24 protein-coding genes and 1 tRNA gene are annotated in these 26,185 nt (G+C 29.3%); 15 read left to right on the top strand and 10 right to left on the bottom strand.

The features are described from left to right. Window positions 1-114: 114 nt before the first annotated feature. The 5 genes from HMPREF9630_RS00790 to HMPREF9630_RS00810 all read right to left on the bottom strand — a co-directional run bounded on the left by HMPREF9630_RS00790 (window position 115) and on the right by HMPREF9630_RS00810 (window position 8,622). Window positions 115-783, bottom strand: a complete 669-nt coding sequence (locus HMPREF9630_RS00790) for a DUF2225 domain-containing protein (RefSeq protein WP_009526641.1) — start codon at window positions 781-783, stop codon at window positions 115-117. Window positions 784-935: 152 nt separating this feature from the next. Further along, window positions 936-2,873, bottom strand: coding sequence for an ABC-F family ATP-binding cassette domain-containing protein (locus HMPREF9630_RS00795; RefSeq protein ID WP_009526642.1), 1,938 nt, complete (start codon window positions 2,871-2,873; stop codon window positions 936-938). Between the two features lie 246 nt (window positions 2,874-3,119). After that, complete coding sequence (locus HMPREF9630_RS00800) at window positions 3,120-5,291, bottom strand: ATP-dependent helicase (protein ID WP_009526643.1); 2,172 nt, start codon at window positions 5,289-5,291, stop codon at window positions 3,120-3,122. Between the two features lie 51 nt (window positions 5,292-5,342). After that, a complete protein-coding gene (locus tag HMPREF9630_RS00805; RefSeq protein ID WP_009526644.1) occupies window positions 5,343-5,807 on the bottom strand; it encodes a nucleoside deaminase in 465 nt (154 codons plus the stop codon). A gap of 664 nt (window positions 5,808-6,471) precedes the next feature. After that, a complete protein-coding gene (locus HMPREF9630_RS00810) occupies window positions 6,472-8,622 on the bottom strand; it encodes a methyl-accepting chemotaxis protein (protein ID WP_009526645.1) in 2,151 nt (716 codons plus the stop codon). Between the two features lie 645 nt (window positions 8,623-9,267). Between HMPREF9630_RS00810 and HMPREF9630_RS00815 the strand changes: the two genes are divergently transcribed. The 11 genes from HMPREF9630_RS00815 to HMPREF9630_RS00865 all read left to right on the top strand — a co-directional run bounded on the left by HMPREF9630_RS00815 (window position 9,268) and on the right by HMPREF9630_RS00865 (window position 18,744). Beyond that, entirely contained in the window at window positions 9,268-9,492 is a 225-nt protein-coding gene (locus HMPREF9630_RS00815; RefSeq protein ID WP_009526646.1) for an acyl carrier protein, read from the top strand. Window positions 9,493-9,737: 245 nt separating this feature from the next. Continuing rightward, entirely contained in the window at window positions 9,738-10,559 is an 822-nt protein-coding gene (locus HMPREF9630_RS00820; RefSeq protein ID WP_009526647.1) for an acetyl-CoA carboxylase carboxyltransferase subunit beta, read from the top strand. A 69-nt stretch (window positions 10,560-10,628) separates the two neighbouring features. Continuing rightward, complete coding sequence (gene accA, locus HMPREF9630_RS00825; RefSeq protein ID WP_009526648.1) at window positions 10,629-11,459, top strand: carboxyltransferase subunit alpha; 831 nt, start codon at window positions 10,629-10,631, stop codon at window positions 11,457-11,459. Further along, window positions 11,443-12,366, top strand: a complete 924-nt coding sequence (locus HMPREF9630_RS00830) for a beta-ketoacyl-ACP synthase 3 (RefSeq protein ID WP_009526649.1) — start codon at window positions 11,443-11,445, stop codon at window positions 12,364-12,366. Before accA ends, HMPREF9630_RS00830 begins: the two co-directional genes overlap by 17 nt. 12 nt (window positions 12,367-12,378) lie before the next feature. Continuing rightward, entirely contained in the window at window positions 12,379-13,332 is a 954-nt protein-coding gene (locus tag HMPREF9630_RS00835; protein ID WP_009526650.1) for a nitronate monooxygenase, read from the top strand. Then, window positions 13,295-14,365, top strand: a complete 1,071-nt coding sequence (locus tag HMPREF9630_RS00840; protein ID WP_009526651.1) for an NAD(P)H-dependent flavin oxidoreductase — start codon at window positions 13,295-13,297, stop codon at window positions 14,363-14,365. The genes HMPREF9630_RS00835 and HMPREF9630_RS00840 overlap by 38 nt, the downstream gene beginning before the upstream one ends. Before the next feature lie 11 nt (window positions 14,366-14,376). Next, window positions 14,377-15,321: an ACP S-malonyltransferase gene (locus HMPREF9630_RS00845; protein WP_009526652.1), complete on the top strand. Its 945-nt coding sequence runs from the start codon at window positions 14,377-14,379 to the stop codon at window positions 15,319-15,321. Between the two features lie 231 nt (window positions 15,322-15,552). Further along, window positions 15,553-16,287, top strand: coding sequence for a 3-oxoacyl-[acyl-carrier-protein] reductase (gene fabG, locus HMPREF9630_RS00850; RefSeq protein WP_009526653.1), 735 nt, complete (start codon window positions 15,553-15,555; stop codon window positions 16,285-16,287). Then, window positions 16,284-17,531, top strand: coding sequence for a beta-ketoacyl-ACP synthase II (gene fabF, locus HMPREF9630_RS00855; protein WP_009526654.1), 1,248 nt, complete (start codon window positions 16,284-16,286; stop codon window positions 17,529-17,531). Before fabG ends, fabF begins: the two co-directional genes overlap by 4 nt. Window positions 17,532-17,606: 75 nt before the next feature. Continuing rightward, window positions 17,607-18,029: a 3-hydroxyacyl-ACP dehydratase FabZ gene (fabZ, locus tag HMPREF9630_RS00860; RefSeq protein WP_009526655.1), complete on the top strand. Its 423-nt coding sequence runs from the start codon at window positions 17,607-17,609 to the stop codon at window positions 18,027-18,029. A 223-nt stretch (window positions 18,030-18,252) separates the two neighbouring features. Beyond that, on the top strand, window positions 18,253-18,744 hold the full coding sequence (locus HMPREF9630_RS00865; protein WP_009526656.1) for a MarR family winged helix-turn-helix transcriptional regulator: 492 nt from the start codon (window positions 18,253-18,255) through the stop codon (window positions 18,742-18,744). Between the two features lie 61 nt (window positions 18,745-18,805). Here HMPREF9630_RS00865 and HMPREF9630_RS00870 read toward each other — a convergent pair whose 3' ends face one another. Next, window positions 18,806-19,738 carry an L-lactate dehydrogenase gene (locus tag HMPREF9630_RS00870; protein WP_009525865.1) on the bottom strand — a complete coding sequence of 311 codons (933 nt, stop codon included), beginning with the start codon at window positions 19,736-19,738 and terminating at the stop codon, window positions 18,806-18,808. A gap of 190 nt (window positions 19,739-19,928) precedes the next feature. Between HMPREF9630_RS00870 and HMPREF9630_RS00875 the strand changes: the two genes are divergently transcribed. The 4 genes from HMPREF9630_RS00875 (at window position 19,929) to HMPREF9630_RS10575 (ending at window position 22,681) form a co-directional block, all read left to right on the top strand. Next, window positions 19,929-20,795: a DMT family transporter gene (locus HMPREF9630_RS00875; protein WP_009526657.1), complete on the top strand. Its 867-nt coding sequence runs from the start codon at window positions 19,929-19,931 to the stop codon at window positions 20,793-20,795. A gap of 102 nt (window positions 20,796-20,897) precedes the next feature. Further along, on the top strand, window positions 20,898-21,872 hold the full coding sequence (gene bioB / locus HMPREF9630_RS00880; RefSeq protein ID WP_009526658.1) for a biotin synthase BioB: 975 nt from the start codon (window positions 20,898-20,900) through the stop codon (window positions 21,870-21,872). Between the two features lie 326 nt (window positions 21,873-22,198). Next, window positions 22,199-22,286 (top strand) — tRNA-Leu (locus HMPREF9630_RS00885). A gap of 269 nt (window positions 22,287-22,555) precedes the next feature. Then, complete coding sequence (locus tag HMPREF9630_RS10575) at window positions 22,556-22,681, top strand: hypothetical protein (protein ID WP_009526659.1); 126 nt, start codon at window positions 22,556-22,558, stop codon at window positions 22,679-22,681. A gap of 184 nt (window positions 22,682-22,865) precedes the next feature. Here HMPREF9630_RS10575 and HMPREF9630_RS00890 read toward each other — a convergent pair whose 3' ends face one another. Genes HMPREF9630_RS00890 through HMPREF9630_RS00905 form a run of 4 tightly spaced genes read right to left on the bottom strand, consistent with a single transcriptional unit; the run spans window position 22,866 to window position 25,826 of the window. Then, window positions 22,866-23,555 carry a hypothetical protein gene (locus HMPREF9630_RS00890; RefSeq protein ID WP_009526660.1) on the bottom strand — a complete coding sequence of 230 codons (690 nt, stop codon included), beginning with the start codon at window positions 23,553-23,555 and terminating at the stop codon, window positions 22,866-22,868. A gap of 10 nt (window positions 23,556-23,565) precedes the next feature. After that, complete coding sequence (locus tag HMPREF9630_RS00895) at window positions 23,566-24,543, bottom strand: ABC transporter permease subunit (RefSeq protein WP_009526661.1); 978 nt, start codon at window positions 24,541-24,543, stop codon at window positions 23,566-23,568. After that, complete coding sequence (locus tag HMPREF9630_RS00900) at window positions 24,521-25,417, bottom strand: ABC transporter ATP-binding protein (protein ID WP_009526662.1); 897 nt, start codon at window positions 25,415-25,417, stop codon at window positions 24,521-24,523. Before HMPREF9630_RS00900 ends, HMPREF9630_RS00895 begins: the two co-directional genes overlap by 23 nt. A 31-nt stretch (window positions 25,418-25,448) precedes the next feature. Next, entirely contained in the window at window positions 25,449-25,826 is a 378-nt protein-coding gene (locus HMPREF9630_RS00905; RefSeq protein WP_009526663.1) for a GntR family transcriptional regulator, read from the bottom strand. Window positions 25,827-26,185: the final 359 nt, after the last annotated feature.

Genomic DNA, 26,185 nt, shown 5'->3' on the forward strand with positions numbered 1-26,185 from the left:
TGATTTTATAGTAAAATCTATTTAAATTAAGATATGCTCAGATTGATTTTCTAATATAATTGCTAATACTTTTATAAATATCTACTTTTAATTTGATAATAGTATTAAATATAATTATTCTCTGCTGTTATAATCCAACCAATTATTTTGAGCTTTTTGCTTCATATAAGTAGGAGTAGTTGCACATCTGAATAATTTTGAATAATATTTTGCAGCATCTTCATATAAGTCCAATTTTCTACAAGTTTCTGACAATATATTGTAAAGTACATGTGTCTTAAGTCCAAAATATTCAAAATCTTCAGATTCAAATGCTTCCTCAAATTCTATCTTTGATGCAGTCAGATATTTTTGCTCGTTTTGGATATCACCTTTTTCCCTATATAACCATGATGTTTTAAGGTTTTGAACGCCTTTTAAAGTGTGCGGTTCGTCTATTATATCGGCTATTAACAAAGCCAATCTTGATATCCTTATTGCATCGTCTATCTTTCTTTCTTCACAGTAATGAGAATAGTCTTTGACATTTGAAAAATAGTTTATAAGTTTTGCAATGTCTTCTTCATATAGTGTGTTGTTCAATTTCTCATCAAACGCCATTCCGCATATAGGACATACATTCATGTCATACAAATATGGGGAAGTATCTTTATATATTCTATGCCCGTCTGTTTCAGATTCTAATATCCTAAGTCTGCTTGATATAGGCTTTTTTGTCGTGAATTCGGTGTGGCAGTTAGGGCAGATAACTTTTTTATCGAAAAGTTTCTTAGGTTTTTTCATAATAACAAAACAAGTCCCTTTCTTTTAAAATATGATTATTCAACTGAAATTTTATATAATATGTTTTTTATGAAAATTGTATAAATACTAAAGTAATATGCACAAATTTATATATAATTATAAGACTATGATACTATATTTTTTTTAATATTTCAATCTTGATTTTTTTCTATGAGTTCTAATATATTTTCCCATTGTTCGTACAAATCTTTTAGCACTTGCTCTTTATGTGATTTTTGTTTGGTAAATTCTACTGATTTTTCCGGATTGGAGTATACTTCTTCTTTGCACAGCTCTAAATCTATATAATTTATTTCTTCTTCTATTTTGTGTATGCTTTCCAATATGCTTTTTTCTTCATTTTTTAATTTTCTTTTTTCTGTTTCTTGTTCTTTATTTTTCTTCTTTTGTAGTTTCAATTGTGTTTTTGTTATTGTGTCTTCTTTTTCTAAAAGAAATTGATTGTACTGATCCAACTCATTTTTTTTGTCAATCATATAATCATAATTACCGAGATATTCTACAAATTCTCCGTTTTTTAATTCAAATATTCTATCGGGTACTTTATTCAAAAAATATCTGTCGTGTGAAATCACAAGAACTGTTCCGTTATATGCACAAATTGCATCTTCCAATACTTCTTTTGAGGCTATATCGAGGTGATTTGTAGGTTCGTCCATAAACAAGAAATTTGATTTTGAAAGCATTAATTTCAGAAGTGATACTCTTGATTTTTCTCCACCGCTTAAGTCAGATATTTTTTTGAAAACATCATCTCCTGTGAATAAAAAACCGGCTAAATAGTTTCTTATTTGTACTTCTTTTAGATTAGGGTAGTTATTCCATATTTCTTCTAATATTGTATTGTTCATATTAAGGTCTGAACGCTCTTGATTGAAATATTCGGTATTTACATTGACACCATATTTTATTTCGCCTGTATCTTGATTTTCAAGTCCTAATAAGATATTGAAAAATGTGGTTTTGCCTGTACCGTTTGCGCCTATTATTGCTATCTTTTCGCTTGAATATATATCCATGTTGACATTTTTGAACAGATTTCTTGTATCGTATGATTTTGATAAATTATTTATATGAAGTACATCTTTTCCTGATTTTACACTGCATTCAAACATTATGTTTGATTTATAATTTTCTTTTGTGGGCTTTTGTATGATTTCCATTTTTTCTAAGGCTTTTTCTCTTGATCTTGCTCTTTTGACTTGTTTTTCTCTGCCGAATGCCTTTAATTTGTCAATTATTTCTTTTTGTCTTTTTATTTCGGCTTGATTGAGTTCATAGTTTTTTATTTCTAATTCTTCATCTTTTTCTTTTTCTATAACATAATTTTCATAATTGTAGTTATAAATTTTAGCTGTGTGATTTGACATATCTATTGTCTTTGTGGTAAGTGTATTTAAAAAATATCTGTCATGAGAAATTATGAGAGTAGTACCGTCATAATTTTTCAAAAAGGTTTCAAGCCAAGTTATAGAGTCCATATCAAGATGATTTGTGGGCTCATCCAGAAGTAATATAGATGGTTTTTTTAGAAGTATTTTTGCAAGTAAAAGTCTTGATTTTTCACCACCTGACAGTAAATCTATCTTTTTATCCAAATCGTTTACATCAAAACCTAATCCTATAAGTACACCTTTGGCTTTGGAGTTATAGGAGTATCCATCATTTTCTACGAATTGTTCTGTTTTTTTTGCATACTCTTTCATAAGCTTTTGAGATTTTTCTTCGTCCATATGATGCTCGGCTATGTCATGCTCAAGCCTTCTTATTTCATCTTCTAATTTTATTAAATCTTCAAAAACTGAAAGTGTTTCTTGTATCAATGTTTTATCGCTTACTATGTTTACATTTTGGCTCATATATCCAAGGGAAGAATCTTTGGCTATGAATATATCGCCTGAATCTTTCGGTTCTATGCCTGCGATTATATTGAATAATGTGGTCTTGCCTGCACCGTTTGCACCGACTATTGCAACTTTTTCACGTTCATTTATTGCAAAACTCACATTATCGAATATCAAATCTATACCATAAGTTTTTCGTAAATTACTTACGCTCAAACTAATCATCAATTTACCTCTTCTTGCCGTTGATTTTTAATAATATATTTCTATCTTTGAATATTATTTTTCATACTAATACTAAATCTTGTTAAAAAGACATATAGAATAATAGTTGATAATAAAGTTTATCATTTTGTTAAAATATAAATATATGTTCTTTTAATTAGATAATAGTATAAACATTTATTTGAACATTATATTAAAAAATATCTATGTTTTTTAGATAATAATATAAGGTGATTAATAAAAATATTATGATAATATTTCTAATTTTACAACAGACGTATCTATAGTTTTAACGCCTACTTTATCGAATACTATACTGTATTTTCCACCTGTTTTTCCAACTATCATACCTTTTCCGAATGTTTTATGTGATACTTTTGTCCCCATTTTTATGTCTTGAGGTTCATCTTTTTTATGCTCATTCATAATTTTATATTTTTCTATATATTTTTGATGAAGTGAATATGCTTGTTTGCTCTCTTCATCTACATAATATTCTTTTTTCTCATTTATAACCAAATCTTTGTCTATTTCTGATATGAATCTTGAGGAAAGGTTACAGTTAGTTTTGCCATATAAAAGTCTTGATTTAGCTCTTGTTATAAATAATTTTTCTTTTGCTCTTGTGATTGCAACATAACAAAGTCTTCGCTCTTCTTCCAGTTTTGATTCATCTAATACAGATCTCGATGACGGAAATATATTTTCTTCTGCCGCCACTATAAATACAACAGGAAATTCAAGACCTTTTGCACTGTGTATAGTCATAAGTGTAGCATAATTGCTCTTTTTATCATCTTCATCCATATCTGTTGAAAGAGTTGCATTTTGAAGAAAATCTGATAAAGATTTGTCTTCACTTGTTCTTTCGAATTCTTGTATAACAGATTTTAATTCATTTATATTTTCAAGTCTTGACTGTGATTCCGGCGTTTTTTCTTCTATAAGGCTGTTTTCGTAATTTGTGGAAGATATTACTTTTTCAAGTAATTCACTGACAGGTAGTATCTTTGCAAAGGCTTTTAAGGCACCTATCATAACGGCAAATTTTTTTATTGATTCCTGTGCTTTGCCGGCACCTATTATTTGAGATATATTTTCTATGGAATCGAGCATACTTATAGAGTGTTCTCTTGCATATTGTTCGAGTTTTTCTACGGTTTTTGCACCGATACCCCTTTTTGGAACATTTATAATTCTTTTTAATGATACATCATCGTTTTTGTTGTCAATTAGTCTTAAGTATGCGAGTATATCTTTTATTTCCATTCTGTCATAGAACTTTAAGCCTCCAAAAATTTTGTAAGGTATCTTATATTTCATAAATGCTTCTTCATATTTTCTTGAAAGTGCGTTTGCTCTGTATAATACGGCGAAATCACTGTATTTGTATCCTTGCTCTGTCAATTTTCTTATGTTTTGTGCAACATACAGGCTTTCATCATTTTCACTTGTGGCCTCATATATCGTAATTTTATCTCCATTATCCGATGATGTCCATATTTTCTTATCTTTTCTGCCTTCATTGTTTTTTATAACTGTACCTGCTGCATTTATTATGTTTGATGTTGAACGATAGTTTTGTTCCAATTTTATTTGGATTACATTTTCAAAATCTTTTTCAAATTCCAATATATTTCTTATATCTGCACCTCTCCAACCGTAGATTGATTGATCATCGTCTCCGACAACACAGATATTTTTGTGTTTTTGTGAGATCATTTTTATGAGCAGATATTGGGAGTAGTTTGTATCTTGATACTCGTCTACCATTATATATTCAAATTTATCTTGATATTTTCCCAAAACTTCTTTATGCAATTTAAATAGTCTTATACAGTTGTATATCAGATCATCAAAGTCCATAGCATTATTTTTTTTGAGTTCTTCCTGATAAAGTCTGTATACTCTTGCTATTTTGCTATTTCTATAATCAGATGTCGCTTCAGCTTCGTAATCATCTACCGAAACCATAGAATCTTTTGCTCTTGAAATTTCACTTGCAACTGATGCTATATTGAGAGTTTCTTTGTCATATCCGAGAATATCCATACAATTTTTTATAAGCACTTGTTTGTCTTGTGTGTCATATATTGTAAAATTATTTTCGTATAGAATATGTGAAGCTTCATATCTCAATATTCTTGTACAAAAAGCGTGAAATGTGCTTATCCATACTCTTTTTGAATCTATACCTATGAGGTCTTCAACTCTGCTTTGCATTTCTTTTGCAGCTTTATTTGTGAAAGTTATTGCGAGTATATTATATGGGTTTACATTTTTTTCTTCTATCAAGTATGCTATTTTGTTTGTAATTACTCTTGTCTTTCCTGAACCTGCACCTGCCAATATCAATAGTGCACCGTCTGTAGTAATAACTGCTTGTTTTTGTTTTTCGTTGAGTTTATCTAATTCCATTAATATCGTTCCTTGTAATTTATTTTTATATGGTATTAATAAATTTGTTTGTTATATTTTATCTTTTTTACGTATTTTTTTGAAAAATCTGGTCAATATTTTTGAACTTATAGTTTTTTTAAATGAATAGTCCAATTTGTAAGGATATACAAGCTCATCTTTTATAATTGGAATTTTGGATATGACAGAGCCCATAGTTTCGTCTGTTGCACCTATATACAGTTTTTTTATACGGCTTTGTATTATTGCACCTATGCACATAAGACAAGGCTCTAATGTAACATACATTTCACAATCGTCCAATATAAAACTGCCTTTATTTTTAGAGGCTTGCTCTATTGCTATTAATTCAGCGTGTCTTGTAACGCATTGCTCTGCATTTTTGGTATTGTATGCTTGTGCTATAATCTCGTTGTTTCTTATGATTACACAGCCGACAGGAACTTCATTTTTATAATAAGCTTTTACAGCATTTTTAAGTGCAAGTCTCATAAAATAAGGATTATAATTGTCCATGTTAATCTCTCTTATAGTTTGCTTTACTATATTATAATAGCTTGGTAAATTTAAAATTGAAATTCGTTTTTTTATTAGTATTATAATGGTGATACTATAACTTAATAGAACAATAAAAAACACCATTTCATAAATTTAATAAAGTACAACAAAAATGTATTTACTGTTCATATAAGTTATCTATTATTACATTATAAAACAGTATAAATTAATTTTATTATAAGTTTAATAGATATTTTATAAATCATCCATTTATGAATTTTACAATATATTTTTGATTTATTTTAAAGTTAATTTACTATAAATTAACAATATATTTGATTTTGATTAAAATAAAAATATAACCATTGAAATTATAACAGATTTAAAAAAATATAGCAAGTTGCATAAATTTGTAAATAAATTAATATTTTGACTAAATATTATTTAAACTAAAATATATTTGATTGGATAGTAGCATTAGAATTAATATAAAATAAAAATGGCTGTTTTTAACAATGCAGTACATTTATTAAAAAAGCCATTTTTTTATTTTATTAGTGAATAAAATTATATTGTGTAATTAATTTTGCCTAATTATCATAAAAAATAATTTATCTTTTGTAATGAACATTATTAATGAAGTTTCGTATAAAATAAATCAATTTTATAACAATTTTATAAATTAAAATCTGAATTTTGATACTTCTTCTTGTAAGTCTGTGGCTATTGTTGCAAGATTTTCACTTGCTTTTGATATATCTTGAATTGATTCTGTTTGTGAATCTACTGACGCGGCAGCTTGCTGGGTTGTAGCTGCATTTTCTTCAGCTATTGCAGATAAGTTTTCTACTACTCTTATAACATTTTGATTTTCTTGTTCTATTTTCTTTGATGAAGAATTTATATTATCTACTATTTTTTTACTGTTTTCTACAGCTGTTGATATTTCTTCAAATTTCTTGCCTGTTTCGTTTACTTTTTCTTCTTGCTTGTTTGACATATCTGTTGCAGATTGCATCATTGATACGGCACTTTCTGATTTTACTTTTAATTCATCTATTACTTTTCTTATTTCTTCTGTGAAACCTGCTGATTGTTCTGCCAATTTTCTTATTTCTTCTGCCACTACTGCAAAGCCTTTACCTGCTTCTCCTGCTCTTGCAGCTTCTATCGCGGCATTAAGTGCAAGAAGATTTGTTTGATCTGATATTGATTGTATCATTTCTGATGCTGTTGATATTTTTTCTGTGCTCTTATTAGTATCAAATATTACTTCACTTACTTTTGATTGTATATTTTGATTTTCTTCTGATATTTCTATAAGCTCTTTAAGAACTTCATTACCTTCTTCTTTTTTAGCATATATTGTATTCGTGGATTCTGAAAGTTGTTCTAATATATCAATCATTTCGCTTAATAAAGAATTTGAACGCTCTATACTTTGCGCAGCACTTTGTGTGTCTTGTGCTTGTGATGTAGCTCCTTGTGCTATATTTCCGACTGCACTTGCCACTTCTTGAGATGATTCTGATGTGCTTTGTGATGTAGCTGTCAACTCTTCTGCAGTAGCTGCTACATTTTGAGTATTTGAAGATATAGAAGTTATAAGGCTCTTTAGGTTATCTACCATTAGTCTGATACTTCTTAACATTGCGCCTATTTCATCATTATTGTTTCTATATGCTCTTACTTTAAGAGAATCTTCTTCTACATCAAGATTATATTCTGCCATTTTACCTATGGCGGATTGCACAGCTGACAGTGGGAAACTTACCATTTTTCTGATAGATGTAGATACTACAAGTATTATTATTAAAATCATAACTATGCTTATGATTATTGTTAAATACATATTATATCTTGCATAGGCTGTAAATGAACTGAGTGCATTTGTAGAACTGTATACCCAGCTTTTATCTACGCCTTTTATTTTAATAGGAACATATATAACTTTTGACATATCTCCAGTTAAAGTGGATTTCCTATTAATCATAGTTTCTTTATCATTATTTGCATTTTCTATTGCATTTCTTGTACCTTCATCGTTTTCTGCAACATTTTTAGTGAGCAAGGCTTTGTCATATGAGTTGGCTACTATTGTTCCGTTGCGTGCCAATATAGTTTTGATGTTATTTTTGGATACACCTTCTATTTTTTCTATTTTTTCTTGAAAAGTATCCAAATTTAAAACAGCTACTACTACACCTACTACATTTCCATTGTGTTGTATGGGGATTGACAAGCTCGTAATAAGATTATCGGAAACGGAGGTATAAGGAGGAAGTAGCACATTGGTTTTATCTTGCATAGGTTTTGTATACCATGCTTCATCTTTTGGAACTATTGTTTTCATTGAAACTGTATTTCCGGATGAAACAGCATATGGTCCAAATCTTCCTGTAGGATTGTCTGGAGTTTTATATTGTTCATCTTTTCCATCGAAGGCATTGGGTTCAAAAAATATTCCGATAGAGTCTATATCAGGGTTGTTAAGAGTTATTTTTTCAAGACTCTTGATTACGAGATTTCTGCTTCTTTCTTCTACAGGACTTTCCAAAATTTGTTCAACTATTATTTCCATATCTTTTGCACTTTGGTACATACCGTTAAACATAGATTCGATTTCTAAAGCGAGTTTACGAGTTTTTTCAAGCTCTATGGATTCATTGGTCTTTATAGCATATCTGTAATTGCTTGCAGAGTCATAGACAGTTTTGGCACCTAATATAAGAATCAGTACCGCAGCTATTATAGAGCTGAGTTTAAATCCAATACCCAAAAACTTTTTTTTGCTAATTTCCATGTTGTCATTTTTAGATTTTTTTAAAAACATGATAATTGCACTCCTTTACAATATAGTTTATATAGTAGCTTTTAATAAAATAATATTCTCCTATAAAAATAAAATAGGAGATAGAAAACAATTTAATTATTGGTATGGTATTATCCAATATTTTATAAAAATATAACAGAATTATATGATTTATATTAGCACATTATAATTATTTTTTCAATGCAAAATATGATTATAATATATTATATAATTCTTTTATGCTATTTGTAAAACTTATTTGGTATTTATCCCATATTATTATTAAAAATATAGTTATAAAATATCATCATTAATATACTAATTTTATTTTCGGCGTATAATTTATCATAATACTAAAATGGAAAATCATAATAATTAAAATTCTTTCAATAAACTATGTATATTAACGGTTATATATTATATAGGTTATCTATAATTTTATTAGAAAGTAGTATAAATATTATTTCAAATTATAAAGTCTTTAAGCTTTATATAATTTGTGATTAAAAAAACATGAATTTTTAAGTACATAATTATAATATAATTTTAATTAGTGTTTATCATTAAATATAAATTTTAGAAAAAAATTCTTGACAAATCAAAAAAAATATATAAAATAATTTATATAAAAAATTTTATATATTTATAAATTAAAGGAGAAAGAATATGTTTGAACAAGTACAAGAGATAATAGCAGAAGTTTTGGGAACTGATAAAGAAAATATAAAATTGGAGAGCAATCTGACAGATGATTTGAATGCTGATTCTCTTGATGCGTTAGATATAGCTACTCAAATAGAAGACAAGTTATCTGTTAAGATACCTGATGAAGAGTTTACAAAATTTCAAACAGTAAAAGATATAGTTGACTATCTTGAAAATAACAAATAATTGAATTAAAAAAGTATAAAATGATTAGTGGGGTGTAAAAAGATTAACTTATTTTTTATTCTGCTAATCATTTTTATTTATAATGAAAATAGAATTTTTGTGTAAGTTTATAAATATAATGAATATTCATTAAAAAATATATAGTATTAATATGAATTTTTAAATAATTAAAAAAGATATATCTATAACTTATTTTTTTAATTATTATATCTAATGAGTATAAATTTTATATGAATGGAGTTTTTATGAAATTTGAAAATATAGGAAGTAAATTGCTTTCGTTTGCCAAGAGTTCTACTATCACTTGCAGTCATTGTAAAAAAGAGGTTAAAAAAAGTGCTGTAGAAAAATCAAACTATATTTGTCCTAATTGTAATTTGTATTTTAAAATGCCTGCGGTTAGCAGAATAAAGAGTATATTGGATTCGTATGATGTCATATCTAAAAATCCTGATATATATGACCCTATAAATTTTCCTAATTATAAGGAAAAACAAGTTGATATGAGAAAAAAAACTGACTCTATGGAGGCTGTTTTAAGTGCGGTAGGTAATATAAAAGACGAGAGAGTTGTAGTATGTGTTATGGACCCTAATTATTTTATGGGTTCTATGGGAAGTTATGTCGGTGAAGAAATAAGCAGAACATTTATATACGCTAAGGAAAATAATTTACCTGTTGTGGTATTCAGTGCATCAGGTGGAGCAAGAATGCAAGAAGGAATATATTCTCTTATGCAGATGGCTAAGACGACAATGGCTGTAAATGAGCATAACGAGGCTAAATTATTGTATATATCTTGTATGACTAATCCTACAACAGGAGGAGTAATTGCAAGCTTTGCATCTATTGCTGATATAATAATATCAGAACCCCATGCGCATCTTGGTTTTGCAGGACCGAGGGTAATAAAACAAACTATAAGACAAGATTTACCGGAAGGATTTCAAAGTGCAGAATTTTTATTAGAGCATGGATTTTTGGATGACATAGTTCCAAGAGAAAATCTCAAGGAATATATATATACGCTTATAAGATTGCATAAGAATGTAAGAACAATCAATTAATAGAGTTTAATTTTTGCAATTTAATTATAGATAAGTTTTATAAAAAGGTTTGATTTTTAGGAGATTAAGATGGAACAAATGGGATATATTGACAACTCATATGCTTATGATACGGTGTGTAGGGCAAGAGATAAGGAAAGGCCTAAGGCTCATGAGTTTGCAGAAAATATTATAAAAAAACAAATTATTTTGCATGGAGACAGATTTTTCGCAGATGATCCTTGTGTTTTTGGAGGGATAGGATTATTTCACAGAATACCTGTTACTTTTATCGGTATGAGAAAGAGCAAGGAAATATCTGAAAATATAAAATTTAATTTCGGTATGCCAAATCCTGAAGGATATAGAAAAGCAATAAGACTTATGGAGCAAGCTGAAAAGTTTTCAAGACCTGTTATAACCTTCATTGATACACCGGGAGCATATCCTGGAATAGGAGCTGAGGAAAGAGGCCAAGGAGAAGCTATAGCATCTTGTATTGCTTGTATGAGTAGGCTTACAGTACCTACTATTGCAGTATTTACAGGAGAAGGTGGAAGTGGAGGAGCTTTGGCTTTTGCTGTAGCAAATAAGGTTATAATGATGGAAAACAGCATATATTCTGTGCTTTCACCTGAAGGTTTTGCTACTATATTATGGAAAGATGCAAGCAGAGCTAAAGAGGCGGCAAGCATTATGAAACTTACAGCTAAAGAATTATTTGATTTTGGTGTGGCAGATGACATAGTAAAAGAAGATGATTGGAGCAGTGAAGAAGCTAAGAAAAGAAATTTTTTAAGATTAGATAGAACAATACAATATCATCTGCTTAAATTAATGGATATGAGCAAAGAAAATGTGTTAAAATCAAAAAAAGAAAAATTTTTCAGCATGGGAGAGATAAATGGGGTTAGAAATTAAGAAAACATCATCATATCTACCTGAGAAAATAGTAGAAAACTCAGAATTTGAAAAATATCTTGATACTTCTGACGAGTGGATAAGTTCGAGAACAGGTATAAAGGTAAGACATTTTGCAAAGAATGAAACAACATCTGATATGATTTCAAAAGTATGCGAAGGATTTGAACTTACCGAAGAGGAAAGAAGTAAAATAAAAGCGGTTATAGTTTCAAGTTTAACTCCTGACAGCCTTATGCCTAATATGGCTTGTCATGTGCAAAATTTTCTTGGTCTAAATGAGGATATTTTTGCAACTGATATAAATATGGCTTGCAGTGGCTTTGCAGGTGGAGTTACTCTTATAGAAGGTATTTTACAAGAAGGAGATTATGGGATAGTCATAGGAGCAGAAAAATTATCAGGTATAATAAATTTAAATGACAGAAATACTGCTGTACTTTTTGGAGATGGTGCAGGCGGTGTTTTAGTTAAAAAAAATAATGATGTAAGTGCTTGTGATTTTGGTGCAAGTTATTCAGCAGACGCATTAAAGTTGAGAGATTTTAGGGAATCTGAAAATTATGTAAGTATGGATGGTAAAAAGGTATACAGATTTGCAGTAGATGTAATTACTAAAAGTATAGAGAACGTACTTGCAAAGTTAAATAAAAAACCTGAAGATATAACTTATTTTATATCTCATCAGGCAAATGAAAAAATATTAAAGTCAGCTTGCAGAAAATGGAATGTTCCTATTGATAAATTTCCTATGAATTTGCAAAGTGTAGGGAATACTTCATCAGCAAGTATACCTCTTATATTAGATGAAGTTAATAAAAAAGGTATGCTAAAAAAAGGTGATGAAGTAATATTTTGTGGATTCGGTGGCGGTCTCACATGGGTTTCTTATTATGTTAAGTGGTAGTTGGAGGAATGTATGATAAATAAATTATTGGGAATTAAATATCCTATACTTCAAGGTGGTATGGCAAATATATCTACCGGAAGTTTTGCGTCTGTTGTATCTAATTCAGGTGCATTGGGAGTAATAGCATCAGGAGGAATGGATAAGGATACTTTAAGAGAAGAAATAAGAGTATGTAAAAGTAAGACAGATGGTGTATTTGGAGTAAATCTTATGCTTTTACATCCGCAAATAGATGAGCTTGCAAAGATTGTAATTGAAGAGAAAGTACCGGTAGTTACCACAGGAGCAGGAAACCCGTCAAAATATATAGAAAGCTGGAAAAAAGAAGGAATTAAAGTAGTTCCTGTAGTTCCTAATTCTACACTTGCAAGGAGAGTTGAGCAATATGGAGCAGATGCTGTAATAGCAGAAGGATGTGAAAGCGGTGGACATATTGGACCTATGACAACTATGACTATAGTGAGTGAGGTTGTTCAGGAAGTAAAAATACCTGTTATAGCTGCAGGAGGTATGTGTAACGGCAAACAAATGGTGGCCGCTGAAATATTAGGAGCTCAAGGTATGCAAATGGGAACAGTTTTTTTGGCAACAAAAGAGTGTCCTATACATGAAAATTATAGAAATGCGATATTGAAAGCATCAAGCAATAATATCACAGTCACAGGATATAGCATAGGTATGCCTGTCAGACTTATAAAAAATGATATGTCAAGAAAATACTTGGCTATGGAGAGAAAAGGTGAAGATAAAATGGAGCTTGAAAAATTCACTTTAGGCTCAATGAAAAAGGCGGTATTAGATGGAGATACAAGCAACGGCTCCGTTATGGCAGGTTTAGTTGTCGGACAGATAAACAAAATCAGTACAGTTGAAGAAACTATAGAAAGACTTATGTCTGAATATTATAGTGAATGGGAGAAAATAGGTGAAAAGTATAAAACTAAAAGAGATGAAAATAGGTAAGTTTTCCTTAAAGTATCCTATAATTCAAGGAGGTATGGGTATAGGAATTTCACTTGGAAATCTTGCGGGAAGTGTTGCAAGAGAAGGTGGAGTTGGAGTAATATCAATGGTTGATATAGGATATGAAGAAAAAGACTTTTATACAAACACGATAGAAGCGAATAAGAGAGCTTTTAGAAAAGAATTGCAAAAAGCTAGAGAGATTGCAAAAGGTAGCGGTATTATAGCTGTAAATATAATGAGGGCTATAAATAATTTCGAAGAGTATGTGAAAGTTGCAGCTGAAGAAAAAATAGATGCAATAATAGTAGGTGCAGGATTACCTATAAACCTTCCTGAACTTGTAAAAGGAAGCAATGTTATGATAGCACCGATAGTATCAAGTGCAAGAGCTTTGAGACTTATAATAACAAAATGGAAAAACAGCTATCAAAGACTTCCTGATTTTATAGTTGTGGAAGGTCCGAGAGCAGGAGGACATTTAGGATTTTCAAAAGAAGAAGTTGAAGATGAACAGTTCAGCATACAAAATATAACTAAGCAAGTATTTGAATATTTGAAGAGTAATGAGAGTATAATCGGAAAGATACCATTTTTTTCAGCAGGAGGAATAAATTCTCCGGAAGATGTAAATGAGATTATAAGTCTCGGTGCAGATGGTGTACAGGCGGCAACACCGTTTATACTCACTAATGAGTGCGATGCGTCAGATGGCTACAAAAAAGTTATTCAGCAAAGTACCAAAGATGATTTGAGAATTATGAAATCACCTGTAGGTCTTATAGGTAGGGCGGTAAATACACCATTTTTACAAAAAATAAGCTTAGGCAGAATAGCACCAACAAGATGTATAGATTGTATTCAAGCCTGCAATCCTAAAACTACTATATATTGTATAACGGAAGCACTTATAAATGCAGTAAGAGGAGATTATGAAAACGGACTTTTCTTTTGCGGTGCAAATGCTGGAAACGGCAAAGAAATAAAGAGCGTAAAAGAAGTAATTGAAGAACTTGTTAGCAAATTAAAATAAGGTGATAATTTATGAAAATATGTTTTTTATATGGTGGTCAAGGTAGTCAAAAAATGGGTATGGGTAAAGACTTTTATGATAATTATCCTATATTCAAAGATTTTTATGACAGCATAAACTTGCACTTTGATTTAAAGGAGTATTCATTTGAAAAATCAGATGAAGAAATAGCTCAAACTCAATATACACAACCTATAATGGTAGCTTTTCAAATAGGTATTACTAAGATATTGAATGAGAAGAATATATTTCCGTCAATAGTAGGAGGCCTTAGTATAGGAGAATATAGTGCATTTTATGCAAGTAATATTTTAACTGATAAAGATGCTATGAAAATAGCTGAAAAAAGAGGTCTTGCTATGGCACAAAACAGCAAGATGAAATGTAAAATGATGGCTATAATAGGAGCAGATGAAACACTTGTAAGAAATACTTGCGAAGAAATAAGCGAAAAAGGTGAGTATCCTGTAGAAATATCAAACCTTAATTGTCCTGGACAAATAGTTATAGCAGGAGAAGAAAATGCAGTAGATGAAGTAGTATCTGTGTTAAAAGAAAATGGTGTCAGAAAGGCACTTGCACTTAAAGTCAGCAATGCTTTTCATACTTCTTATATGCAAAGTGCATCCGAAGAATTGGAACATATATTCAAGGATATAAAATTCAGTGAACCTATAATACCTGTAGGCTTAAATTTAGATGCAAGTATATATTCTCAAGATATATACGATGAAGATAAATGTAAACAGATAATGGTAAAACAAGTAAAAAATACTGTACATTTTGGAAAAGAATTAGAAAATATCATAAAACAGGACATAGATGTATTTGTTGAAATAGGATTTTCTTCAGTTATAAAAGGTTTTATGAAAAAAGTAGATCCAAGTAAAAAAGTATATGAAATATATTCTGTGGAAACACTTGAAAACTTTGTCAAGGATATGGAGAGTTTATAATTTTATACTGATTTCTAATAGAATAATAGATAATTTATATAATAAAAGTTTATAAATATTTTCTATTTTATTAAATTTACAAAACACTATTTTTTACTGTTCTATTGTATTTTAGTATAAAAATATATTTAACAGTTTTTAATAAAAATAAAAAATAGAAAATAGAAACTATTTTTTATCGAAATAATTAAATTATATAGATTTTAATAAATAAAAATTTTGGAGATATAAATGGATAATAAATCAGCAATAATAACCGGAGCAAGTAGAGGAATCGGAAAAGCAATAGCCATTCAACTGGCAAAAGATGGCTATAATGTAGCTATATCATATCAAAATAGTGAAGAAAGTGCCAAAGAAGTACAAAAAGAATGCGAAGAATTCGGTGTAAAAGCCATAATTGTAAAAGGTGATTTATCGCTTGAAAAAGACTGTGAAAATCTGATAAGTGAAGCTATGTCTGAGTTTGGCAGAATAGATATTCTTGTGAATAATGCCGGCATTACTAAGGATAATTTGATATTGAAGATGAATATAGATGATTTTATGGAGGTAATACAGACTAATTTAGTGTCAGCATTTAATTGTAGCAGATTTGCCTCTAAGATAATGGTTAGACAGAGAAGCGGAAAGATAATAAACATATCAAGTGTAAGCGGACTTTACGGAAATGCGGGGCAAGCAAACTATTCATCGGCAAAAGCCGGTCTTATAGGTCTTACAAAAACATTGGCAAAAGAATTGTCTAAAAGAAATATAACGGTAAATGCAATAGCACCAGGTTTTATAAATACAGATATGGTTGGAAAATTTCCAAAAGAATTTATTGATGAAGTATCTAAGAAAATTCCTCTTGGAAAAATAGGAAATACACAAGATATTGCAAAGACAGTTTCATTTTTAGCTAATTCTGATTATATAACAGGTCAAGTCATAGTTGTAGATGGAGGTTTAAGTTTAGGATGAGAAGATATGTAGCAGTAACGGGAATGGGAGGAGTTACGCCTATCGGCAACACTCTTACAGATATTTGGAACAATATAAAAAATTCTTATTGCGGGATAGATTATATAAAGCAATTTGATACTTCGAATCAGATAGTGAAAATAGCCGGTGAAGTAAAAGATTTGAAGATAGAGGAATATTTAGATAGAAAAGCTATGAGAAGAATGGATAGGGTAAATCAATTCGGAGTTATAGCAGCCAAGATGGCATTAGAAGACAGCGGACTTAACTTAGATGAAATTGATAGAGATAAAATAGGTACAATAATATCATCAGGTATAGGCGGTTTGGATACAATACAAAAAGAGACTGAAAAAGGTGTAAGAAAAGGATATGACAATATATCTCCATTTTTTGTACCTATGTCAATAGTGAATATGACATCAGCATATATAGCGATAGAATTAGGATTAAACGGAATGTGTAATTGTCCTGTAACGGCTTGTGCAGGAGGCACTATGGCTATAGGCGAGGCTATGAGACTTATACGTCATGGATATTTAGATTATGCGTTTGCAGGAGGAAGCGAGTCTTGTATAATACCACTCGGAACAGGTGGATTTACAGCGATGAAAGCACTTAATCTTCACAACGATATATCAAGAGCAAGCATACCTTTTGACAAAGAAAGAGATGGATTTGTAATGGGTGAAGGTGCAGGAATATTAGTTTTGGAAGATTTGGAACACGCAAGGAAAAGAAACGCCAAAATATATGCAATAATAGACGGATATGGTACAACTTGTGATGCTGAGCACATAACATCTCCTAATCCTGAAGGAATATTTGCACAAAAAGCTATGGAAAATGCGGTATTGGACGCTGAAAATGTGGACAAATCACAAATAGTATATATAAATGCACATGGAACATCAACTAAACTTAACGATATGTGTGAAACAAAAGCTATAAAAAATGTGTTCGGTAAAAGAGCTTATGATATGTATGTTAGTTCTACAAAATCTATGACAGGACACTTGCTTGGAGCAAGCGGTGCAGTTGAGGCGATATTTACAATACTTGCTATGAATAATGATTTTGTACCTCCTACTTTGAACTATAAAGTGCCCGATGAAGAATGTGATTTAAACATAGTTCCAAATGTAGGTGTCAATGCACAAATAGATTATGCTCTTAGTAATTCATTTGGATTTGGAGGACATAATGCATCTATCCTTATGAGAAAAGAAAATACTTTAATATAATTAATATGATTTTGCAATGCAGATTATTAATTACTTTTAAATTTTAATAGTATAAAACTATAAAGGAGCAATTTAATGCTTTATATAAATGAAATAAAAAAAATAATACCTCACAGATATCCATTTTTGCTAATAGATAAGATATTGGATTACAAAGAGGGAGAATTTGCAATAGGAGAAAAAGCGGTTACAGCTAATGAAGAATTTTTTAACGGACATTTTCCCAATTATCCTGTAATGCCCGGAGTTTTGATATTAGAATCTATGGCTCAAACAGGAGCTGTAGCTATATTATCAAAAGAAGAAAACAAGGGAAAAATTGCATTGTTTGCAGGGGCGGACAAAGTCAGATTTAAAAGAGAGGTTAAGCCTGGAGATATATTAAGGTTGGAATGTGAGCTTACCGAGCAACGAGGAGTATTCGGTATGGGAAAGGCAAAGGCCATAGTAAATGACAAAGTTGTTTGTACAGCTGAGCTTAAATTTGTAATAAATTAAGATATAAAGTAATTGACCATAATTGAACAACTTTTAATACCAATCTCAAATACTTTGATTTTCATATATTAAAATGGTATTTTTAAAAATACGGTTGTTTGGTACTAATAGTATTTAGGCTTATGGGAAAATATATTGTAATTGACTTTAATTTTGATAAAACAAGTATTTAAGATTGGTATTATGTTAACTAAAGGTATTAAATTTTAGAAAGAGGATTGCAATGCAAACGGTAGAAGAACTATTTAATGAAATTTATGACAAATTCAAGATAAATTTTTATAAAATAATATTCAAAAAATTTGAAAAAAGAAATCCAAGTTTAAGTTTGATGGAAGTTTTTTGCGTGGATATTATTTATGCATTAAATAGACCTACTATATCTCAACTTACAGAATTTATGGGAGCGTCACAGCCTAATACGGCTTATAGAATAACGTCACTTGTAAAAAAAGGCTATGTAAGAAAAATACAATCTGATGATGATAAAAGGGAATATTATCTTGAACTTACTGATAAATATTATAAATATAATGATATAAAGAAAAGATATGTAGACTTGGTAATAAATAGGCTTAAAGAAAAATTGACAGATGAAGAAATGAATACATTTCAAGGAATTTTGAAACAGATTACCAGCGAGCTTATGCCGGAAGTAACATATATTAGACAAGAAAAAAATCAAAAAGACGATAATACAAGTATGATAGCATAAAAAAATCACAGCTGCTCTTTTTATATAAGAGAAGTTGTGATTTTTTTATAGTATTGTTAAATTATCTGAGATCTATTTGATCAAGCACTTCTTTAAGCACTTTTTTAGAGTTTTCCAATTGTTCTGTTTCCAAATCAGTCAATTTAGGGCATATTTTTATGACTTGACCGTTTTGTCCGACAATATTAGGTGCTGAATAATATACATCATCTATTGAGTTGTAAGTAGATACTGTAAGTATAGATTTTTCGTCTCTTAATATAGCCTCAACTATTCTGTTTACTGCAAGTCCTATTGCATAGTTAGTATAGCCTTTTTTCTCAATTATCAGATATGCTGCATCTCTTACATTTTTAGATAATTTTTCTTTTAATTTTTCTTCATCAAGCCCATTAGTTTCGCAATAATCATGAAATGATATTGCTCCTATAAATGCTGATGACCACACAGGAAACTCGCTGTCTCCATGTTCACCTATTATATATGCATGAACTGCTCTTGCATCAAGATCAAACTCTTTTGAAATTTCATATTTCAATCTTGATGAATCAAGTACAGTACCGCTTCCTATTACCCTTTTTGCAGGAAAGCCTGATAATTTATAAGTTACATATGTCAATATATCAACAGGATTTGATACTACAAGAAGTATTGCATTTGGAGAATATCTTGTTATTTGAGGTATCATAGATTTGAAAATTGCTACATTTTTTTTGATTAAGTCCAATCTTGTTTCTCCGGGTTTTTGTCCGGCGCCGGCAGTTATTATTACTATATCGCTGTCAGCCGTATCTTTATAATCTCCTGCACTTAAATCTACCGACTTTACAAAAGCGGCACCGTGTGCCAAATCCATTATTTCGCCCTCAGCCTTATCCTTATTTAAATCTACCATTACAATATTTGAAGCAATACCTGATTGTATCAGAGCAAAAGTTATTGCAGAACCTACAAATCCGGCACCTATAACAGAAATTTTATTTTTACTTTTCATAGAAATTCTCCTTATATATAAAAATGTATTTATTAAAAATGATTTACATTTGTATTATACACTCAGTTGATATATTTGAAACAAAAAAGGTATAGATTTATAAATATTCAAATTAGGATTTATATTTTTTGGTTTGTGTGTTAAAATTAAATTAGATAGTGAAAAATATAATTTATAAGAGGATTATTTTATGGTTAATAAAGATAATACTACCGGAAAAGCTATATTTTTTATAATACTTTCTTCTTTTTGGTTTTCTGTTATGCAAGTTTGCGTAAAGTTTTCCGGTAAGAATATACCACTTATGGAGCAAATTTTTTTTAGAAATTTAATTACATTTTTTATAACATTTTTTGTAATTTTTAAGAGAAAAGAGTCTTTTTTTGGAAAAAGAGAAAATAGAAAATATCTTTTTTTAAGGGCATTTTTCGGATATACAGGAGTATGTTGCTTTTTTTATGCAACTAATCATATGACATTATCAGATGCGTCAATATTACAGAAAAGCTCGCCTATATACATAACAATATTTTCTGCTATATTAGCAAGAAAAGCGCTTGATAGAAACAAGACCTTGTGTGTTATAATTGCTTTTATAGGAGCTATGTTTGTAGTAAGACCCAAGTTTGATTCACAGACTTTCCCATCTTTAATAGCTATGCTTTCTGCAATACTTACAGCTATATCACATATGGCACTTTCATATGCAAATAAATTTGAAAAGCCTTATACAATAGTATTTTTCTTTTCTTTATTTTCAACTATATGTTCGTTTCCGTTCGTAGTTATGAATTTTGTAATGCCTAACATTTATGAAATATTGTTATTGATAGGGATAGGTGTGTTTGCAGGATTAGGACAGACTTGTCTAACTATGGGATATAGATATTCACCTGCAAGCAAAGTAAGTATATATACATATACAAGCGTGATATTTGCGGCGATATTAAGCATAATATTTTTTAATCAAAATATTGGATTGTACAGTTTTATAGGCATAGTATTGGTATTTACCTCCTCATATTATGATTATAGATTGGTGCAAAAACACGAATAAAAATATGTAAATTGTATATATACACTAAAACTATGGTTGACAATATTATTTTAGTATTGTATCATATCTATTGTAAATTAATTGACAATAGAGGTGTATAAATTGAATTGGGTTATAGAGTTAAAAAATGAAGTATTGAACGGAAAACTTATAGATAAAGATGAAGCATTGTCGCTTGTGGACGCACCGCTTGAAATTTTATGTGATTGTGCAGATGAAATAAGAGAAAATATATGTAGTAACAATTTTGACTTATGTTCTATAGTAAACGGAAAGAGCGGAAAATGTTCGGAAAATTGTAAGTTTTGTGCACAATCATCATTTTATCATACAGATGTAGCTTATTATCCGCTTCTTGCAGAAGACGAAATAATATCACTTGCAAAAAATAATCTTGAAAGTGGAATTTTCAGATATTCAATAGTTACATCAGGTAAAAAATTGAATAAAAAAGAATTGGAATATATGTGCAATGTAATAAAAAAAATATTGGCAGATTTTGATACGAAAATATGTGCATCTTTCGGATTGCTCGATGAATATGAATTTAGATATATAAAGGATGCCGGAATTGTAAGGATACATAACAATCTCGAAACTTCACGAAATAATTTTGCAAATATATGCACTACACATACATATGATGATAAAATAAATTCAATAAAAGCTGCGAAAAGAGCAGGATTGGAAGTATGTAGCGGTGGAATAATGGGATTAGGAGAAACATATGAGGATAGGATAGATATGGCGTTGGATTTAAGAGAATTAGGAATAAAATCCGTACCTATAAATATGTTAAACGCAATATCAGGAACGCCTTTTGAAAATAATAAAAAGTTGACAACTGATGATATGAGAAGGATAGTGGCTATATATAGATTTATATTGCCTGATGCGTCAATAAGATTAGCCGGTGGAAGAGGACTTTTGGAAGACAAAGGAAAATCTTGCTTCAAGTCAGGAGCAAACTCCGCTATATCAGGAAATTTGCTTACAACTTCAGGAATTACAATAACAGATGATATAGAAATGATAAAAGATTTAGGGTATGTACCTGGAATTATAGATTATAAATAATTATATTTTTGTAAAGTAATATGGAATCTATATACTATTTAATATAGATATTTTTTAATATATTTTAGTATATTTTAAATAGTGTTTAGTAAAAAATGTAGCTGTTGCTATGAATTTCAGTATTTTGCAACAGTTCCATTTTTTTGATTTATATGGACATATTAATTTTTCGTTTAATATACACATAGCTTTATTAGAGATTAATATAAAAGAATAAATTTTTTAGCTTATACAAAAATAAATTCTTATTATCTTATTAGCTAATAGTATAAAATAAAAAAATGCTTGAAAAATTTTAAATTTATGATAAAATAATTTAGTAATGTGCAGAGGTGGTGGAATCGGCAGACACGTACGTTTGAGGGGCGTATGCTAATTGATGGCGTGAGGGTTCAAGTCCCTTCCTCTGCACCATTAGATATCGACCGCGATGACTATATTTATTTTAATAAATATAAGAGCGATGATTAATGATACTTGCGTGTAGCTTTAGTACGGGTTACTATTGATAGCACGCCTGCTCATAGGAATGAGCGGAGGCATACCTTAGAGAGTTTTGATAAAGCCGATTTATACATTATCTAAGGACAATATAGCCTATGATAAGTTTTTAACTTAGCCCAAAATAAATTATGTAAATTATGCTATAATAAAGAGTTAATATTTTTTAGGAGGTATAATTTATGATGAAGAAAGTAAAATTAAAAGATTATTATATAAAATCATTTGAATGTATAAGCAAAAAAATAATATTAGTAACAAAGAACAAATCTTTAATGCCATTTTTCTTATATCAAGAAAATATATAATATAGATAATATCACTAAGTAATTTTTTACTTAGTTTTTTTGCATAAATTCAGTAGAATTGAAAAATGAAAGATGATGATAATATCTATTTAAATAGGAAAAGATTATACACAAAAGTATTTACACTCCACAATAATAATTGGAAAACTTAACCCCCCATTTGAAATGGAGGGTTAAGTAACTTTTAGTTATCTTCTTCTTTATATTCTTTTTCTAATTTTACTTCTACAAGCTTATACTTATTGTATGTTCCTTTTTCATCTCTTTCTATTTTCATATCTATGTCATTTCCTTTGCCATATATATTATTTTTGTATTTTTTGTTCATAATATCTCTTGTGTCGATAAGTCTGTTGTCTATATAAGCATATGATATTATATTGTTATCTTCAGTAAGGAGTATTAGTGCGTCAGGTGAAATATCGAATTTTGAATATCCGTTTGCATCTTTACCTATAACTTTAGCCTCTTGCTTTACTTTAGTAAAATCATCACCGAAAAAGTTTTGATATTCTTCTTTATCTATCGGAAGATTAAATTTATGCTTTTTAAAGTCTATATTACTTGTATTTGTTATTTTTTCATCTTCAATTAACTTGTCTACATCTGTCAAATTGGTTACATAGCATATAATTTTATTTTCATTATAATAATATACATCGAATTCTCTAAAAATATTAGAATATCTTCTATCGTAGTAATTTACATTTTTTATATCGCATATTGTAGAAGCGTTAAATCTGTTGGTATAATCATATAGATTCAATTTTGCAAATTCGGAATATTTAAACATACTTACATTGCTATTCGCTACATATGAAAATGCTATATATATAACAAATAATAATATTATGATTATTTTTTTAGTTTTCATATCATACCTCCTATGCTACTTTATTTCTTGAAATTATTGCTTTCGGTATAAAATATCCTAATACACCGCCTACTATAAATCCTAATATTTCGTTCATAGTTTCAAATCTTGATATATCGTAAAGCATAACTTTCATAATATTTGCACCTAATACTGCAGAGCATAAGAATACACCGATTTTAAATACCGGTTCTGTCCATTTGAATGTCAAAAATTCGGAGTTTTTTTCCATTTTATACATTTCAAACAGAAAATATCCCGCCAACAAGAATATTATCGAATATACAAGTAAAAACCATATATTTGTGTTTCTATATATTATAGAAAACGCCTGTGCCATCATAGGTGTAAATTTTGCACTGAAATCTATCAACTTTTCAGGGATATTTACAAGTCCGTCTAATAATAGGAAAAATCCTAACGGCAAAAATGCAAATATACTTCCGCATATAAATGTGGATATAACAGAGCCGAAAAGCATTGACACCATTATAAAATACGAAAATACTACAAGTGATATAAGTACACAAACATACATATAAAATCTGAAATATTGTAACTCTAATACTGATGACAACAAAGGCTCAGTGGATATTATAAAGTATGTTATCATATATATTATTATCATAGGAACTATGCTTACAAGTAGTCCTGTTATTATTTTGTTTATATATATTTGTTTTCTTGAAAATGGTGCTACACTTAATATTTCTATAGTCTTTTTATTCTTTTCATTTGCAAAAAGTACTATAGCACACAAAAATGCAATAAGTGCTGAAAAAAAACTGCCGACTATAAAAATTTCAGAGCTTTTGAGATTTTCAAAACTGTAAAAATTAAAAGCTGTGTTTTTTAATTGTATTATTGCCTGCGTATATCTGAAAGGATATGAAAATATAAGGTATATAATGTTAATGTAAAGTATCGGAGATAGTATTTTTAAATCTTTTTTTATCAGTGTAGTGTTAAATAGTGACTTGCTTGACATTATTATCGCCTCCCATTTTGAATAAAAATATTTCTTCTAATGTCATATCCAATTTTTCAAGCAAAATAGGATTATATCTTTGAGCGCTCTCCTTAAATATTTCAAAATCCATATCTACTACAATTTCATATACTTTTCCGTATTTATTTGTAATTGTAGGGTTAAATTCTTTTTTAAATTCTTCACTCATTTCTTCGGAAAAAGCTATCTGTAATTTTTTGAATTTATATTTTAAATCTTCCATTTCTTCTTGTATTTTTAATTCGCCTTTGTTCATAAATCCTACTCTGTCGCATATCTGTTCCAATTCTGATATGTTGTGAGTTGATATTAGGACGCTTGTGCCTCTTGAGGATACATCTTGTACTATGAGATTAAGCACTTCTTTTCTTATAAAAGGATCAAGACCTGAAGTAGGTTCGTCCATAAGTATGACTTTCGGCATACAGCTAAGTGATATTAATATAGATAATTGAGTTTTCATTCCTTTTGAAAGGTGTTTTATTCTTTTTTTATCTGAAAATGTAAATACTTCTCTTAGAGTTTGGTATCTTTTTTCGTTCCAATTACGGTATATATTTTTATAAAAATTTTTCATATCTTTTACTGTGAAATTGTTGTAAAACATAATGCTGTCAGGTACATATGCGATATTTTCTCTTATTTCATTGCAAGAGTATACATCTTTGTCAAATAACTTTACACTTCCGAAGTCTGGTATGTATATTCCGCAAAGTGTCTTGATGAGTGTTGTCTTTCCTGCGCCGTTAGCACCTATGAGTCCATATATGGAATTTTCTTTAAGCTGGATATTTATATCTTTTATAACAGGGAGTACATCATAGCTTTTTGATATGTTTTCACCTATTATCATAATTATATTCACCTCTTTCTATCAGATTTTATTAGACTTGATTTTTTTCGTATATGCTTTTGATTATTTCGATCAGTTCTTCTTTTGATATGCCCAAATATATGCTTTCTACAACTATAGTATTTATAGTCTCTTTTAGGTTTGTCATTTTTTCCTCCTTGTTCTTTGCTTTTATATCAGGATTTATAAATGTTCCTTGACCTCTTTTTATATATATTATTCCTTGTCTTTCAAGCTCCTGATATGCTTTTTGGATGGTATTGGGATTAATGGTCATATCTTTTGCAAGCTCTCTTACTGAAGGCAGTTTTTCATCCGGAAGCAATACTCCGCTTATGCTCATCTGTTTTATACTGTTGATGATTTGCTCATATATAGGGACTCTGCTTCTTACATCTACTTGTATCAATTTTTTCCCTCCTCTTACTAAAAAATATTTTATAGTGAATCAACTTTACAATAAATTATTAACTATGTATTGGGAGTTTTATAATTTATTTTTAAAATCAATTAACTATATTATTTCTTCTTACTAAGCTATATTATGAAAATTGAATTTGCAACAATTAATAATAAAAAATTTTGACTTTAAATCAAATCAGATGTCAGATAATATATCAAAAATGCTATAACAATTTTCATAACAGTTGCATTCAAAAAAATTACCTCCTTTAAAAAATTACAGTTAAAAAAATATATAACTAAATATATTTTATTTATAATAGTATCATAACAACTATTTGATATATGTGTTATAGTTATAATAGT

The sequence above is a fragment of the Peptoanaerobacter stomatis genome (assembly GCF_000238095.2).
Lineage (GTDB): Bacteria > Bacillota > Clostridia > Peptostreptococcales > Filifactoraceae > Peptoanaerobacter > Peptoanaerobacter stomatis_A.

What these genes read in the sequence shown, in the direction of transcription:
- HMPREF9630_RS00790 (WP_009526641.1), bottom strand. Translation starts at nt 783, where the DNA reads ATGAAAAAACCTAAGAAACTTTTCGATAAAAAAGTTATCTGCCCTAAC.
- HMPREF9630_RS00795 (WP_009526642.1), bottom strand. Translation starts at nt 2,873, where the DNA reads ATGATTAGTTTGAGCGTAAGTAATTTACGAAAAACTTATGGTATAGAT.
- HMPREF9630_RS00800 (WP_009526643.1), bottom strand. Translation starts at nt 5,291, where the DNA reads ATGGAATTAGATAAACTCAACGAAAAACAAAAACAAGCAGTTATTACT.
- HMPREF9630_RS00805 (WP_009526644.1), bottom strand. Translation starts at nt 5,807, where the DNA reads ATGGACAATTATAATCCTTATTTTATGAGACTTGCACTTAAAAATGCT.
- HMPREF9630_RS00810 (WP_009526645.1), bottom strand. Translation starts at nt 8,622, where the DNA reads ATGTTTTTAAAAAAATCTAAAAATGACAACATGGAAATTAGCAAAAAA.
- HMPREF9630_RS00815 (WP_009526646.1), top strand. Translation starts at nt 9,268, where the DNA reads ATGTTTGAACAAGTACAAGAGATAATAGCAGAAGTTTTGGGAACTGAT.
- HMPREF9630_RS00820 (WP_009526647.1), top strand. Translation starts at nt 9,738, where the DNA reads ATGAAATTTGAAAATATAGGAAGTAAATTGCTTTCGTTTGCCAAGAGT.
- accA (WP_009526648.1), top strand. Translation starts at nt 10,629, where the DNA reads ATGGAACAAATGGGATATATTGACAACTCATATGCTTATGATACGGTG.
- HMPREF9630_RS00830 (WP_009526649.1), top strand. Translation starts at nt 11,443, where the DNA reads ATGGGGTTAGAAATTAAGAAAACATCATCATATCTACCTGAGAAAATA.
- HMPREF9630_RS00835 (WP_009526650.1), top strand. Translation starts at nt 12,379, where the DNA reads ATGATAAATAAATTATTGGGAATTAAATATCCTATACTTCAAGGTGGT.
- HMPREF9630_RS00845 (WP_009526652.1), top strand. Translation starts at nt 14,377, where the DNA reads ATGAAAATATGTTTTTTATATGGTGGTCAAGGTAGTCAAAAAATGGGT.
- fabG (WP_009526653.1), top strand. Translation starts at nt 15,553, where the DNA reads ATGGATAATAAATCAGCAATAATAACCGGAGCAAGTAGAGGAATCGGA.
- fabF (WP_009526654.1), top strand. Translation starts at nt 16,284, where the DNA reads ATGAGAAGATATGTAGCAGTAACGGGAATGGGAGGAGTTACGCCTATC.
- fabZ (WP_009526655.1), top strand. Translation starts at nt 17,607, where the DNA reads ATGCTTTATATAAATGAAATAAAAAAAATAATACCTCACAGATATCCA.
- HMPREF9630_RS00865 (WP_009526656.1), top strand. Translation starts at nt 18,253, where the DNA reads ATGCAAACGGTAGAAGAACTATTTAATGAAATTTATGACAAATTCAAG.
- HMPREF9630_RS00870 (WP_009525865.1), bottom strand. Translation starts at nt 19,738, where the DNA reads ATGAAAAGTAAAAATAAAATTTCTGTTATAGGTGCCGGATTTGTAGGT.
- HMPREF9630_RS00875 (WP_009526657.1), top strand. Translation starts at nt 19,929, where the DNA reads ATGGTTAATAAAGATAATACTACCGGAAAAGCTATATTTTTTATAATA.
- HMPREF9630_RS10575 (WP_009526659.1), top strand. Translation starts at nt 22,556, where the DNA reads ATGATGAAGAAAGTAAAATTAAAAGATTATTATATAAAATCATTTGAA.
- HMPREF9630_RS00890 (WP_009526660.1), bottom strand. Translation starts at nt 23,555, where the DNA reads ATGAAAACTAAAAAAATAATCATAATATTATTATTTGTTATATATATA.
- HMPREF9630_RS00895 (WP_009526661.1), bottom strand. Translation starts at nt 24,543, where the DNA reads ATGTCAAGCAAGTCACTATTTAACACTACACTGATAAAAAAAGATTTA.
- HMPREF9630_RS00900 (WP_009526662.1), bottom strand. Translation starts at nt 25,417, where the DNA reads ATGATAATAGGTGAAAACATATCAAAAAGCTATGATGTACTCCCTGTT.